This is a genomic window from Shewanella sp. 4t3-1-2LB (assembly GCF_017368415.1).
Taxonomy (GTDB): Bacteria; Pseudomonadota; Gammaproteobacteria; order Enterobacterales; family Shewanellaceae; genus Shewanella; species Shewanella fodinae.
Genome location: NZ_JAFNJD010000019.1, coordinates 40119 through 54809, shown reverse-complemented (window position 1 = coordinate 54809; position 14691 = coordinate 40119). Strand labels below are relative to the sequence as shown.

Annotated in this window: 9 protein-coding genes; 1 reads left to right on the top strand and 8 read right to left on the bottom strand. The window is 47.0% G+C overall.

Annotated features, from left to right (window positions below; translation table 11 throughout):
- Nucleotides 1-6: 6 nt before the first annotated feature.
- The 4 genes from J3L11_RS08865 to J3L11_RS08850 are packed head-to-tail and all read right to left on the bottom strand — an operon-like array spanning nt 7 to nt 5028.
- On the bottom strand, nt 7-1659 hold the full coding sequence (locus J3L11_RS08865; RefSeq protein WP_165900127.1) for a BatA domain-containing protein: 1653 nt from the start codon (nt 1657-1659) through the stop codon (nt 7-9).
- Entirely contained in the window at nt 1656-2561 is a 906-nt protein-coding gene (locus J3L11_RS08860; protein ID WP_133039336.1) for a DUF58 domain-containing protein, read from the bottom strand. The genes J3L11_RS08865 and J3L11_RS08860 overlap by 4 nt, the downstream gene beginning before the upstream one ends.
- Nucleotides 2561-3553, bottom strand: a complete 993-nt coding sequence (locus J3L11_RS08855; protein ID WP_207570780.1) for a MoxR family ATPase — start codon at nt 3551-3553, stop codon at nt 2561-2563. Before J3L11_RS08855 ends, J3L11_RS08860 begins: the two co-directional genes overlap by 1 nt.
- Nucleotides 3554-3567: 14 nt before the next feature.
- Nucleotides 3568-5028: a hypothetical protein gene (locus J3L11_RS08850; protein ID WP_207570779.1), complete on the bottom strand. Its 1461-nt coding sequence runs from the start codon at nt 5026-5028 to the stop codon at nt 3568-3570.
- A 190-nt stretch (nt 5029-5218) separates the two neighbouring features.
- Between J3L11_RS08850 and J3L11_RS08845 the strand changes: the two genes are divergently transcribed.
- Nucleotides 5219-7972: a pitrilysin family protein gene (locus J3L11_RS08845; RefSeq protein ID WP_133039339.1), complete on the top strand. Its 2754-nt coding sequence runs from the start codon at nt 5219-5221 to the stop codon at nt 7970-7972.
- A gap of 107 nt (nt 7973-8079) precedes the next feature.
- Here the strand turns inward: J3L11_RS08845 and J3L11_RS08840 are convergent, their stop codons facing one another.
- The 4 genes from J3L11_RS08840 to J3L11_RS08825 form a co-directional block, all read right to left on the bottom strand.
- Nucleotides 8080-9507: a HAMP domain-containing sensor histidine kinase gene (locus tag J3L11_RS08840; RefSeq protein ID WP_133039340.1), complete on the bottom strand. Its 1428-nt coding sequence runs from the start codon at nt 9505-9507 to the stop codon at nt 8080-8082.
- A gap of 138 nt (nt 9508-9645) precedes the next feature.
- Complete coding sequence (locus J3L11_RS08835; RefSeq protein ID WP_242695166.1) at nt 9646-10656, bottom strand: MoxR family ATPase; 1011 nt, start codon at nt 10654-10656, stop codon at nt 9646-9648.
- Nucleotides 10657-10729: 73 nt separating this feature from the next.
- A complete protein-coding gene (locus J3L11_RS08830; protein ID WP_133039341.1) occupies nt 10730-11401 on the bottom strand; it encodes a response regulator transcription factor in 672 nt (223 codons plus the stop codon).
- A gap of 98 nt (nt 11402-11499) precedes the next feature.
- Nucleotides 11500-14523 (bottom strand): TonB-dependent receptor, encoded by a 3024-nt coding sequence (locus J3L11_RS08825; RefSeq protein WP_207570778.1) that lies wholly within the window; start codon nt 14521-14523, stop codon nt 11500-11502.
- Nucleotides 14524-14691 lie beyond the last annotated feature (168 nt).

The window sequence follows — 14691 nt, the reverse complement described above, 5'->3', positions numbered from 1 at the left end:
AACTCCTTAAGGTAAATGACCACGTTGTATCAGCATCCATTCGGCAAGCAGCAACAACAGCGCTACCATTAGGCACCAGAACAACATTGAATTAGCGTTCAGAGGCATCATACTGGTCTCCGCTTCTAGCGCTGGTCGCTCAGTAATGACGCGTGAATCTGTGGTGGACAGCAAAGCAGCAGACCAAGATTGTCCTTGGCTGTTTTCAAGCAGGCCAGCCTCTAACGGCAGCGGCTCAAGCGTGCTTGTCGTCATTGGGCCCTGGGGCCACGGTTCGCCAATAGCGAGGTAAGGTGTCATTTGGCTATTATTTGCTAGCCAACGCAGACTCTGGCTAATGATCCTAGGTAATTCCGCACTTTGCTCCTGCAATAATTGATTGATCGCATTAACGCTCAATCGCACTTGACGAGTGTCACTTTGCTGCATTACCAGCGCTGGAAACTGCTGCTGTTCCACCAATGTCTGCCAGCCATTCTGACGCCATTGGTTTTGCAGGCTCGCTTGCCAATAGTGTGTGGGTGCAGCAAAGACCACTTTATCCAGTGAGTCATCCAACACCAGGCTTGCCGCTGCAGAAGGACATTGTGCATCGCCAGCCAAACATACCGACACATCCGCCGTATTCGCCACCAATGACACGCCTTTATCCAGCGTTAATAACTTGGGTAACCATGCAGGTAAACCGTTGCCTAGTTGGATGTTCAGCGTTGGAAGCGTTGCCAAGGTCAATGTCGCAGTATCATCTGCCGTAAAATCATCAGCCTGCGTTAATGCCAGTTGCAGTTGCTGCGGCGCGGTACTCACATCAAGATTGCTGAGCTTAAAGCGGCCGTTCCCTAGGGGCTTCACTTCACTTGGCTGAAACCAGTGACCGTTCAAAGCAAATTTGATCAAACTGGCGTTGAGTTGAGTGTCATCACTTGCATAGAGCTGGAACATTACATCCACATTTCCCCAAACAGCCGATGCTGCAGGCGCTTGGCCTAACGCCACGATGCCCAGATTTCGGCTAACAGGCTCGGCGATATAACGCGGATGAAACGTAAAATTAGCAGGTATGTTAGCTAACGCTGCACGATTTAATGCGACACCATAATAGTAAATATCCACCGCTGTATTTTGTGCCATCCTGGCTTGTAGCGCTTGTAGCCACGGCATAAAGGATGTTTGATGAACCGTTGCCTCAACTGCCGCCAGTCTAGGAGCCAAAAGCGCCTCACTCTCATCGGACTTAAGCAACAGGGTTGCCCCCGCATCCCCTAACCATACTTGATGAATTGGCGTTGCATCTGCGGCGAAATCACTCATTAGCTGCGCTTTCGCTGCCGCCATGTTGCCATGCGCGAGCATTAATACTGAGTTATCAAGGAAGTATAAAGACTGAGTGTTAGCTTTTTGTCCACCCAACTGAATGCCAGCAAACGCCAACCAGATCAACAATACAATCAGCGATGACAGTAACAAGGCAAACCAATAGCGAAACTTTTGCCAAAGCACTCGCGCAGGCGCTTGATGGTTAACTTGTTGCCAAAAATATACTGCTGCAACAACGACAACCGACGTGCGCGTTCGCAGCCATTGTAACAAGTAAATTGCCAGCACTAACAATATGGCACCCGCAATGACAGCGGTGATTGGAAGTAATGTGAAACTCAAAGTCTCAGACCTCCCTGCCCAAATAATGTTGCCAATTGCGGTAACACCGGCTCACTGGCATTCAGTTGTAACAGTCCGGTACTACGCATCTTCGCGAGTTCGGTAAGTGCGTCAGTAAACTTTTGATAGGCTTGCATATAGTTTGACAACACTTCTGGCGTTACTTGCACATCGACGAATTCGCCAGTTTCACAATCTTGGATCCGTACATCATCTGTTAATCCGGGGAGTGATTGCGGTGTGGCATCCCAAGGCTGCGTCAGTTGCACCAATAACACGCGGTGTTTGAGTAATGAAATTGCTGAGACAACCGAATCGATACCGTGATTGTCAAAAAAGTCAGAAATGATCACCACCAACCCTTGCCGTAGCGGAAAATGGGAAAGCTCTTGCACCACGTCAGCCAGCGAAGTTTTATCTTGCTGTTCACCGTGTTCTAATAACTGCACTAAACTCAATAGTTGATGTTTACCAGACAATCCTTTGTGGCTTAATTGGATCTTTTCTGAAAAAGGTAATAAGGTCACGGCATCATGTTGATTGAGAGCAATAGCGCCGAGAGCCAGCGCTGCTTGTTTTGCGGCGGTGATCCGCGATGGTTTTTCTAAAAACATGCTGCTAGAGAGATCAAGTAATATATATAATGGCAGGTCTTGCCGCTCTTCAAACACCCGAACGAACACCCGTCCTAACCGTCGGTAAATGTTCCAATCAATGGCACGTAGATCGTCGCCGGCCACATAAGGTTTAAAATCAGCGAACTCCAACCCCTGACCACGCGCAGGTGTTTTTTGTTCAGCCAAACGCCCCCCCTTGCCCGCCTGCGACACCTTTAAGCTAAATTGCTGAACCTGTTCAATGAATGCGGGATCAAACAAGGTATCGCCATGTTTAGAAAACATTACTTCAACCCTTGTAGTACTGCTGCGACTAATGCGTCGGCATTCAGCCCTGATGCGAGTGCGCGGAAGTTCAAAACTAAGCGATGACGCAATACAGCCATTGCCACGTTGCGGATGTCTTGCTCAACCACTTCGTATCGATGTTGTAGCAACGCTTGCACTTTAGCGGCCAACATCAAACTTTGGATCCCTCGCGGTGAAGCACCAAGTGCAACGTTGTCGTTAATGATGGTTGGCGCATAGGCGCTATGAGGTTGGGTGCCCATCACCAGTCGAATGGCAAATGTTTTTGCCGCATCTGTCACCGCAGCTCGGCGCACAATCTGCCGCATATCATTAAGGATGGCACCACTCGCGACGGCGTTCAGTGCCACTTGCTCACCACTTGTAGTGCGGTCAATGATGGTGTGATAGTCCTGTTCCGTTGGATAACCGACCACAAGCTTGAACAAAAAACGGTCAAGTTGCGCTTCTGGCAACGGATATGTCCCCTCCTGCTCCACGGGGTTTTGTGTCGCCATAACACAGAAGGGCTCATCTAATTTGATGGTGCGACGTCCAACAGTAACCTGCTTCTCTTGCATGACTTCTAGCAACGCAGACTGCGTTTTAGGCGTTGCCCGGTTGATCTCGTCAGCAAGCACCAAGTTGGAAATTATCGGGCCTGGCTGGAACGTGAGTTCGTGTCCACCAGACTCATTCTCCATCAATACAGATGTACCTTGAATATCGGCAGGCATCATATCCGGTGTAAATTGGATGCGCGAAAATGGCAAACTCACCGCGCGACTGATGGAGCTAACCAACATGGTTTTACCTAAACCCGGCACCCCTTCCAGCAACACATGTCCACCGGCACATAACGCGGTTAACACTCCGTCAATCACTGACTCTTGGCCGACAATCATACGGCTGACTTCCTGATGTATCGCATTAAAATGCTCACAGAAAAATGCGATTTGCTGCTCAGTATCCGCGAGATGAATATCCATCATTACTCCTGCCATCATTGGACCTTATTGTTATCATCGGCATGAATTTTTTGGTAAAACTGACTCAGTAGTTTCACTTCCCACGGCTGCAGCATACGCTCAGGCTGTGCTGGCTGTCCGCCCTGCGCCTGCCCACGCGCCTCGCTGGGATTGGGGATAACGGGGGTAGTTTTTTTCCCTGGCTGTTGCAGGTGGACACTGTGTTGTTCAGGGCCTGGGCCTGGAGTCCCCACAAACTGATCTTCCATTGGGACAGCCAACATCAGTTGGTTAATTCCACGAGATTTCTTTTGAGAGTTATCCCCTTGAGTACTGCTATTTTGGCTATTGCTATCCTGCTGATTGCCAGAGCCCTGTTGTTGATCCTTTTTGTTCTGATCCTGTTCCTTTTTAGCACGGGTGTTCCGTTGCTGCCCCATATTCTGATTGCCTGACATTTCACCTTGTTTAGCTTGCTCATCCGTAGTGTTTTTTTCCTGTTCACCCGTTGAAGCATTAACTTTGGTGTTCTCTGCCTGCTGGTAACTACCACGCCCATGCGCTTCTGGCTGTTGGCCCCCACGACTATCACCCTCAAGTGAACTTGACTGATGCGCCGTAGGAAGTTGGTCAGCATTTGGACGCTTGGACTCCAGTGTTGGTAGCGCGGTGGGCATCTCTCGGCCTGAAGGCCCCGCTTCCCCATTTCCGCCTGCGCTGACGGCACCATTGGCACTATTACTGCCTTTGCTATTTTCAATCTGAGAAGACATACGCGGGGTACTTTCTCGAGAGGCGGCACGGGTAGAATGATGCGGCTCAGCAACTAAACCAACGACTTGGGTCGCAGACGCTGTGATTGGCGTGAGTTTTATACCGGCTGAGACGTTACCCACCTGTGTGGTTACTGACCTACTGAGTAAATCAGGGGCTGACCATAACGTACTCACGCCAATGTTCAGCACAAGATAGAATTGCAACAACATGGCGAATATAGCCAACAACTTGGCCGTCAACGGAATAGAGATTTTGGCAATCTCAATATCATGTAACTTGAAGCCTATCGCTCTGACTATTGCACTGCGGGCATCCGCTATTGCAGCTTGCTGAAATCCCGTAGGTTGTTCAATCACAACGAATTCATCGGCTGTCTGTAAACGATCTGATAGCTGCAGTTGGGCATCATATAGTGCCAACGATTGTGCTCGAGTCACTTTTCTGTTGGCAAACCAGTCGATAGCAAAGCGAGCGAGGTACGCGATACAAGGCAAAGCCAAGGCAGCAGTCAGCCACAGCAACCAAGAATGCCGCAACATCCCAGGATGCAGAACATTCAATAAAAAGGTGATTAGCGCGGCAGGTAGTAACCCCCAGAAGAAATAGGGCAGAGCTTTTCTGTGTGCGCCGATAGTAACAGCGCACAGCAATTTATGCCGACCTTTGCTGGCAAGCAGATCGAGTCTGGAGAGCAATTGCTGTTGGCTACTAAACGTCATTCCTACACCGTGTCGTATCTTCAACCTTTTACGATACTTGTATTTGACACCATGAAACTTGCACCAACCTTGCAACCACCATTACCCACACTAACTTTTTCACAACATTCTCATAAATGCTGCAAGGCTGGTGCAAGGAATCTATGTCTTAATGAACTAATGAAGAATTACTCATTTCAGGGGAAGCTCGTTGAAACGTCAGAATAAAACAGCTCTTTTAGCCGTGTTACTCGCCACGCTGTCGGGTGTGCCACAATTTAGCGCAGTTGCCGCTGGGCAAGATAATACTGCATTTGAAAAAATCAACATAGCGTATCAACAATTTACTTTGCCAAATGGACTCACTGTTTTAGTTCACAGCGATCACAGTGTGCCCAACATCTTTGTCGGTGTTTGGTACAAGGTTGGGTCAAAAAATGAGGCAGCCGGGAAAACCGGTTTTGCACACCTGTTTGAACATCTTATGTTCCAAGATACTATTCACCGAAAAGGCGAATACTTTCTTCCATTTAATAAAGCCGGTGCCGTTGGCATGAACGGCACCACCAACCTAGATCGCACCAATTTTTATGAAACAGTGCCCAGCAATGCGCTGGATTTAGCTCTGTGGATGGAATCGGATCGTATGGGTTATCTTGGTAACAGCATTACTCAACAGTTATTAGATGAACAACGTGCCGTAGTAAAGAATGAAAAACGCCAAGGCCAGTTGCATCCTGGTGCAAATGTTTACGCGCGTTTCCTTAAAAATTTCTATCCGAAAGGCCATCCCTACGATCACACCACTATTGGCTCAATGGAAGATTTAGATAACGCATCACTCGCAGATGTTAAACAATGGTTCAAGGACGCTTACGGTGCAGCAAACGCGGTATTGGTATTGTCGGGAGATGTCGATCTCACCACAGCCAAAGACAAGGTAACGCACTATTTCAGCGATGTTCCCGCAGGGAGACCGCTGGATAGAATCGACCAGTGGATCCCAGAACTCAGCCAAGTCAAGCGCGATGTTATCTACGATAAAGTTCCAACGGTAAGCTTGAATCGTGTTTGGGCGCTACCAAACAACTCTGCCAAGGATACGACCTTGATGGAGCTTGTTTCTCGAACATTGGCTGGCAATAAAAACACGCCACTGTATCGACTATTAATTGATGAAAAACAGTTGGCGCTCGGCGTGCAAGCATCAGTCAATGCGAGTGATGTTTCCAGCATCTTTTCTCTGGATATATCGCTGAAGCCAGGAGCCAATATTGACGAAGTGAATCAACTCATTGACACCACTTTGAAAAAATACTTTAAAGACGGGCCGGAAGAGGAACAGCTCAAGGCGATCAATTTGTCCGGGGAGATTGAACTACTGCGCTCAATGGAAAGCAACGCGGCGATTGGTACCCGTTTGATTGAAGGCCTGACACAACATAACGATCCACTCTTTATTAACCAGCAGCGTCAATGGTTAAGTACTGCCAGTCCTAAAGATGTACGCCAAGTTGCCCAGCGCTGGTTAGATAAACCGTACTACGAAGTTCGCTTACTGCCCTTACCAAAAGCCAACGCAATGAATGGCAACGTCGACCGCACAAAGCTCCCAGCTATCGGCAAATTTGAAGGGAAAGTTACCATGCCCCCCATTCATCAAGCAGTGCTGAAAAATGGCATCAAACTGGTAGTAGCTGAACGACATAATTTACCGTTAGTGGATATTTCTATGCAGTTTGCCACAGGATCCCTGGCCGATCAGCACTATGCGCCCGGTGTCGCAGCTCAGGCATTCAGTATGCTGGCAATGGGAACTAAAAAGTACAACATGAGTGAACTCGCCAAGCAGATGGATAAACTTGGGGTCTCGATAAGTGGTGGTGCTGGCACACAAAACAGTGGCGTCAGTTGGAGTGGTCTTGCCGAACACCTTGACGATGTGTTTGCGTTAGCCGCAGAAATGATCCGTAACCCAACCTATCCACAGGTGGAGTTGGATAAAGTGATCACTCATATTGACTCTGCTTATGACGGCTATGAACGCGATCCAATGCGAGCGAGCGAGCAAGTTTATGCCAAAGCGATATGGGGCGAACAACATCCTTTTGGCAAAATTATCTCCCGAGCAGAAGCCAAACAGCTGTCGCGCACTACCATACAACGTTTTCATGATCACGAGATAGGCCCCAATAACGCAACATTGTACTTTGTTGGAGACATTGACCTCAAACGAGCCAAAGAACTAGCTGAGCGCTACTTTGGTGATTGGCAGCAAATCACTCCCTCACCACTTGCCAAAATTGCACTGCCACAAGGAGACGTTGGCAAAATCATTCTAGTTGATGCGCCAGGAGCCGTACAAAGTCATATCAGTGTTGGACATGCTGTAGCACCATTTGATAAAGACAGTGCTGCTACGCAAAGCTTAATGGATGCCGCATTGGGCAGCGGCTTCAACAGCCGCCTAAATATGAATCTGCGCGAAGACAAAGGCTGGGCGTACGGCTTCAGTGCGGGGATCAGTAATGCCCCGACAGGTGACAGAGTATTCACGGCCAGCGGCACAGTCCAGACGGACAAAACGGCGGCAGCGATGCTCGAAATTAAACGCGAGATTAGCGATTACGTTTCATCGCGCCCGATCACGGCAGATGAACTGCAGCGCGATAAAGACTCGGCAATCCATTCGATTCCACAGGGATTTACCAATAATGGTGCCTATCTGGGGTCCATGATCAATGCAGATGTCTACAAGGTGCCATATCAACGCGTAGAAACTGCGACACAGCGCCTAGAAAAAGTATCACAGGCGCAAGTTGAAGCATTGGCTAAAGCAACCTATAAGCCCAAGGAGCTGACATGGGTGATCATCGGTGACCTGAGTAAGATTGAGCAAGATATTCGCGCTCTGCACTTAGGACCTGTCGAAGTATGGGACATTTACGGCCATCAAGTACGTTAACCCTTAAAAACCGACGCACAACTCATATATAGGGTAGCGCGTCGATTGTTTAATGTTTTCCTTGCTCTTCCTTGCCCTTTGCCTGACATGGATATGTCAGGCTTTTTTTATTGACTTGGATTCTGTTTGAATTGTGAGTGAAACCGAATATTAAATTGTGCCCCGCCATTTTCCATATTCTCTGCGTCGACCTGGGCGCTGTGCAAAGAAGCAATCGCTTTGACAATAGCAAGCCCCAATCCGTGACCGTTACGGTTCGGTGGAAACTTAGCGAAGGGTTCAAACAGCGACTGTACCTTGTCAGAAGGGATCCCCGGTCCATAGTCGCGTACCGATAACACACCGTCGCGGTGCAATAAAATGTCTACACAGCTATGAGGCTCAGAAAACGATACGGCGTTGTCCACTAAGTTAGCGATAGCCACTTCCAGTAAACCTTCATCACCAGGGATCACATAAGACTCGACCTCAGGCTGAAATTGCAATGTCACCTGGGCGTTTTCGGCCAGCATAGAACGCTCACGTACCACGCGCTGGCAACATTGGACTAAGTCTATCTCCTTATCCAACGACTTAGCCCCACCAATTCGCATCAATCGTAGTAATTGGTTAACCAAATGGATCAAGCGTCTTAGGTCATTAATCAACTTATCTTTAAGCGGTCCATCGTCTAGCATCTCTAGCCGCGTCCTAAGTACCGTCAGTGGCGTACGCATTTCATGCGCAGCAGTGGAAAGAAAAAAGTTGTGTTGTTTCTGTGTTTCATCAATCTGGGAAATCATTTCATTGACGGCTTGAACAAGGGGCAAGACCTCGTGAGGTAAGCCCTTTTCCGGCAACTTGCGGTTAAGATTTTTAGGGTCAAATGAATAAGCAACTTGAGCCAGTTTGTTCATCAAACGCCAATTAAACAGTAAAATTATTGCGGTGATGATGATGACACCAGCAGCGGAGATCAGCAGGTTCATGCTGGCCCCCAGCACCATTCGCTTGTAGAAGTTCCAGAGATTATCCGGGATCGGGACTTCAACCTTATTAATCCCTGAAAATTCTAGGTAATACCTTTGCTTGTTACAAAAATTATATTGCACATATCCATGGTTCCCTGGTTGATCCATCGCCTTCATGTAATAGCTACAAAGCACGGAGTTGCCAAATTCCTTGTTAGCGGCATCGAGCTTATCCAAGTGCAATTTGTCATAATATATCGGAGGCTTACCACTGCCTAATTCTTCATCACCAATGATCATGTAATATCTAAAATCAGGGTTGTGCTTTAGGAGATCTTTAAGGTCGTCAGAAAAGTGAAACTCCTTAGCATCTGTCTTTCCGGCAAACTTAGCGTCCATAAAATCGCGTAGCTCACGGCGAACTTTCTCAACGGTATAGTAAGTGGGATCTGGCGGTCTAAGGTCAATACTTTGCAAAGGCACAATCGTCAGATAATAGACAGTAGCGGCGATAAAAATCATCCACAAAATCAGCATCTGTCCAATCATTGAGCGATGAAGCTGCGTGAATACCTTAAATCTCATAATTGATCCCAATGGATATCTTCCCTGATGATTTAACAAGCCTAGGCTGTGATACAACACTAGACGTTAATAACTATAAACAAAAACCCCGATCAGACTCGCGCCTACGGGGTTACCAATAAATAGTAATAGGCGTTTTTATGAGCGGTGTTGCAAAGCTACATTCGCCAACACATCTTCAATCAATGTATCTGCCGTTATCCCCGCGGCCTGCGCCTGAAAGTTACACACGACGCGATGTCTCAACACTGGCAATGCTATTGCACGAATATCATCACAACTGACCGCATAACGTCCCTTCAGTAAAGCCTGCACCTTTGCAGCCAGCATGAGACTTTGGATCCCTCGCGGTGAAGCACCTAAAGAGACAAATTGATTGATCTTTGAGGTTGCATACTCACTGCCGGGCTGTGTAGCCATCACTAATCTAATCGCATAAGACTTTGCCACTTCAGGTACAGGAACATCTCGTACAATTTGCCGCAATCGACACAGCGTTTTGGCATCTGAAACCGACTCAATATCAATTTGCTGTCCACTGGTCGTGCGATCGATGATGGTGTGATAGTCCTGTTCAGAAGGATATCCAACAACGAGCTTAAACAAAAAACGGTCAAGTTGTGCCTCAGGCAAAGGATAAGTGCCTTCTTGATCGACCGGGTTTTGCGTTGCCATCACACAAAATGGTTCTGGCATTGTCAGCGTATTGCGCCCAACCGTAATCTGTTTCTCCTGCATGACTTCCAGTAAAGCGGACTGCGTTTTAGGTGTCGCGCGGTTAATTTCGTCCGCCAACACTAAATTGGACACGATAGGACCTTGTTGAAACGTCAGTTCGTGTCCACCATTGGCATTTTCAGTCAGTACCGTAGTGCCAACAATATCTGCTGGCATCATATCAGGCGTAAATTGGATACGACTGAAATCAAGACTAACCGCCTTACTAATCGTGCTGACCAGCATCGTTTTGCCTAGGCCAGGAACACCTTCTAACAAAATATGTCCGCCAGCCATCAGAGCGGTGAGCACGCCACTGACGACATCGGTCTGACCGACGATCATTTTGCTAACTTCTGTATGAATTTGCTCAAATACCTGTTTGAATTCAGTCGCATGAGCTTTGGCGACTGCCATTGCGTCTATTTGCATAATGCCTTTATTGATCAAGATAATATAGAGGTACTTTGACTGATTTAGCTTGCCGCAGCCTGATCTCAAAAAGTTAAGTTGCGTTAAGGCTATACCCTAAACCACGAACGGTTTGAATTTTAATCTTATCCGTATGTTCTGCGAGATTCTTACGTAGCCGACTGACCTGCGACTCAAGCGAATTAGAGGTGACAAATTTGTCATATCCATAAACCTTCGACTCTAACGCTTCACGTGTGACCAAACTGCCTGGTCGCGACATTAACGCTTCGAGCACCAGTGCTTCCGTCCGACGTAAGTTAAGCGCTTCACCGTTAATACTAAAAGCCCGACTTTCAACGTCATAAGAAAGTGGACCTAAGGTCTTAACTTCTCTAGCAGTCTGCATGGGTTGGCGTAACGTATTGCGAATGCGTGCGAGGAGTTCTCTTGGCTCGAATGGCTTCGGAATATAATCGTGAGCACCGGCTTCTAATCCCCGAACACGATCATCTACATCCCCTAATGCCGTTAATAAAATTACCCGTTGTGGACACTTATTATCAGCAAAGAAACGCAGCATAGACATACCCTCACCATCGGGTAATAATCGGTCAAGCAGGACTAAATCAAAGCTATTTGCCATTACAGCTGTTTTCGCAATTGCCAAAGTCGGAGCCAAATCAACCACGTAACCGTGCTTTTCCAAGTAACTTACCAGCGTTTCGGCAACATCTACATCATCTTCTACCAATAGCAAACGCATGTTTCCCCCTTAACGGCTGGCTGGCCAACGTGGTACTTAACGCCAGAATAATAAACGCCCCCACAACGGGGGCGTTTATTCTAAAACATTAAGCAATGTTAGAAATCATACTGCACTTCCAGTGACAAGGTGCGACCCGCAGTATTGTATCTCGCCGAGTCAAACGGAAGCCCACCGACCACGACGAATGGCGGTTGTTCATCTAGAATATTGCGACCCGCAAAATTCAGATGTAAATCCTTGGTCAACTGATAGGAAAGCGTTAAATCATAGGTGATCATTGAATTCACCTTCTTGATATAGGTAGGGTTGGTAACATTACCCGCTGACCTAATAACCTCATAATCATTGAGATAGCTGGGGGTGTAATAAACCCACATAGTCGCAACCAGATCGCCATAGTTATATCGGAAAGAACCATTAATTTTATAATCGTCGACGCCTTGCAGATACCCTAAACTCGACACAGCTTCACTATCAGCAAACGTCTTTTGTTCCGATTTCAAATTGTCGAGATACGTAATCTTCGGTTCAAATGAACCAAAAGCCGTGTTGATGTAATAGCCCAGTTCATACATTACCGAAGAGTATTCGGAACCTGACAGATTAAATGTCATGTTTCTCTTGGCGGTAATTTTGCCATTTTCATCACGTGGGTAATACTGTTCCAGTTGATAGACCTCAGCTTGAGGTGCCATACGGATCAAATCGGCAACCTGAGCGTATTCATTTTTGATCTTGGTATCGTTATAAGTGATATCGAGAGTCAGTCCCGCCAGCACACCACTTGGATACCAAGACAGAGTATAGGAGCTTTGCTTGGACGTTTCCGGTTTGAGATCTGGATTAGGAGCGTTAGTTTGCGGCGCATTGTAGCCGTAGTAGCTGTCACCATAATCAAAATCACAATCATTATGGACACGGCAGTCGTACAGGGGATCATTTGCGATAGTCGTTGTGTAGGTCGAGGTACCTCTAACATCAAACAAGGCAGTGAATGGTGGCGCTTTAAAGCCTTCACTCCATTTTGCTCTTAATGTGATATCTTCAGTTGGCTGCCAGTTAAATCCGTAAGATGGTGTTGTTCTAGCAAACGTGTTAGTGCCATATAAAATTTTGCCACCTAAGTCGATATTCACACCATCAACGGTACCAATGGCGCCTTCAGTGTTGTACTTATCTCGGCGAGCCGCAAGACTCAACGTCAGGGACTTCATCAAAGGGTAGTTAAATTTCTTACCAAATACCGGAATGGATAATTCAGCAAAGTACCCCTCGCGGGTTCGATGGACAGACTCGCCAGTTTTTACTTTTACTTCACTACTATCTACCCCGTCATCATTATATTCACCGCCCACTGCATAATAAATCTTGCCTGCGGGTAATTCATATAAGGCACCATTTAATCGTAGCTCGTAGTTTTCTAAACGAGAACCACGATCTTCGTCAGCGTGCAGATAATAAAAGTCATCGATTGAACCTCCAGAACCATCCGCAGATGATTTCCAAGGGTTAAAAGCAATGTTCGGATCTGAGCTGGTTAATGCGGTACACTGACGATTAAACAGATCCTGATAAAAAGCCAGTTTAGCGCCAGTATAACGCCCTTGAGCTAAATTGAAGTTGTAACAGCTCCAGCCTGTATCTGAAGTGGAATCTCGGTCAATAGATACAATAGAATCATAACCATAGCGTGTACCAGAAGTGCTGGCCTGTGACGTCGTATAAATAAAATCTAATTTAGAATCATCACTTATCTCATAGGTTAGCCCTAAATTCACACTCCAATTATCTGCAGTATTTTCACTGTACCCATAAGGCAAAACACCGGAAGCAAGTTCATCAGCGGGGTAATAAGCCGCTGTAACTCCAGGACTCCAACTACTCAAAGCATATTCCGGGAACGGGTTATAAGCTTGCCCTGGGGCAAGATTGAGCTGCAAACCTGAAGATTCAATTTGATCCTGTGATGACTCTGCACGAGAGAACAGGCCATTCCCCGTCATGACCAGGTGCTCGGTTAGCCGCTGCTCAAAACTTAACGTAATGCTCTTAGTTTCGCTCTTCGGACCAGCTACTTTAGGTACAAAATCCCGCCTGGCACTACCATCAACCATGATCATATCATCCATTGTTGGTTGCCCAGTAAAACCTTGCGGGACGGTATATGCTTGGGTCAAAGTATTATAAGTACCTGTGTCAGGATCATAAATCGAAACTGAGTTATCGATAAATGCAGGTTGACCACCCGCCGAGAAAGAACGGTTATCGTAATAAGGGTCGTTGTTAAAATATGGTGCGTAATTATTAGTCACATAGCCGGTTTTGGCATTAATAATGGGGTCGCGTTTACTGTAGTCCAAGGTGACAGAGATGTTACCAGAGGTCCAGCCATAGCCACTATACAAACTGAGGCGCGAATTATCAGCCCCATTATTAGAGTCCTCATGCTGTACAGTGACTGATGTGCCGTTATAGCCACTTTTCAAAATAAAGTTAATCACGCCGCCCATTGCATCAGCACCATAAACAGCAGATGCGCCATCTGTCGTGATCTCTACTCGCTCAACAGCACTTAAAGGAATGCCATTAAGGTTGACAAAGCCATCTTCAATGCCTGCTGCCCCTGCCATGCGGCGTCCATTAATTAGGATTAAAGTCCGGCCAGCGCCCATGCCACCCAGATTAGCCGCAGATACGCCCAGCGCGCCAATGCTGGACATGGCGCGCACGTTTCCGTCACTTGCGCCCAAAGGTCCTCGTGCGCGGGTATTAGCCAAACCGCCGATAGTTGCCAGATTTTGTGGTAACGTCCGGATCAATTCTTCTACGCTAGTAACGCCACGTTCTTTAATCTCTTGAGCCGTAATAATGGTAGGTTTGGAAACAAGGTTACCGTGTTGCAGTCGGGTTCCAGTGACTTCAATATGTTCCTTAACATCTTCTGACGGTTTACGAGCTTCATCCTTCGTTATCTGCTGGTCGTTGGCCGATGCGGCAGAAGAGAATGATGTCTGTACTTCGATTGATTTGGTGTCGTCTTTTGCTGAAACGCTGAAGGGTTGCAGCCCCATCAGAGCTAAAGTGAGCAACGACAGCGGAAAGGCTTTGTTGTTGTACACTGGAATTTCCTCCCAATAGATTTTATTGGCTTTTTTATTATTAAGTCATTGATGACGAGTCGTTTATTATTTGTTCTCAATTTGTTGCAATATTCTTATAACAAACAAAGCTTGCACCAACCTTGCACCGGATGATGTCATCCAGAATTCCGCCAAGGTTGTAATCGT

Excerpts from the sequence above, each read along its gene's own strand:
- J3L11_RS08840 (WP_133039340.1), bottom strand. The coding sequence starts at position 9,507 with ATGAGATTTAAGGTATTCACGCAGCTTCATCGCTCAATGATTGGACAG.
- J3L11_RS08850 (WP_207570779.1), bottom strand. The coding sequence starts at position 5,028 with ATGACGTTTAGTAGCCAACAGCAATTGCTCTCCAGACTCGATCTGCTT.
- J3L11_RS08835 (WP_242695166.1), bottom strand. The coding sequence starts at position 10,656 with ATGCAAATAGACGCAATGGCAGTCGCCAAAGCTCATGCGACTGAATTC.
- J3L11_RS08860 (WP_133039336.1), bottom strand. The coding sequence starts at position 2,561 with ATGTTTTCTAAACATGGCGATACCTTGTTTGATCCCGCATTCATTGAA.
- J3L11_RS08830 (WP_133039341.1), bottom strand. The coding sequence starts at position 11,401 with ATGCGTTTGCTATTGGTAGAAGATGATGTAGATGTTGCCGAAACGCTG.
- J3L11_RS08855 (WP_207570780.1), bottom strand. The coding sequence starts at position 3,553 with ATGGATATTCATCTCGCGGATACTGAGCAGCAAATCGCATTTTTCTGT.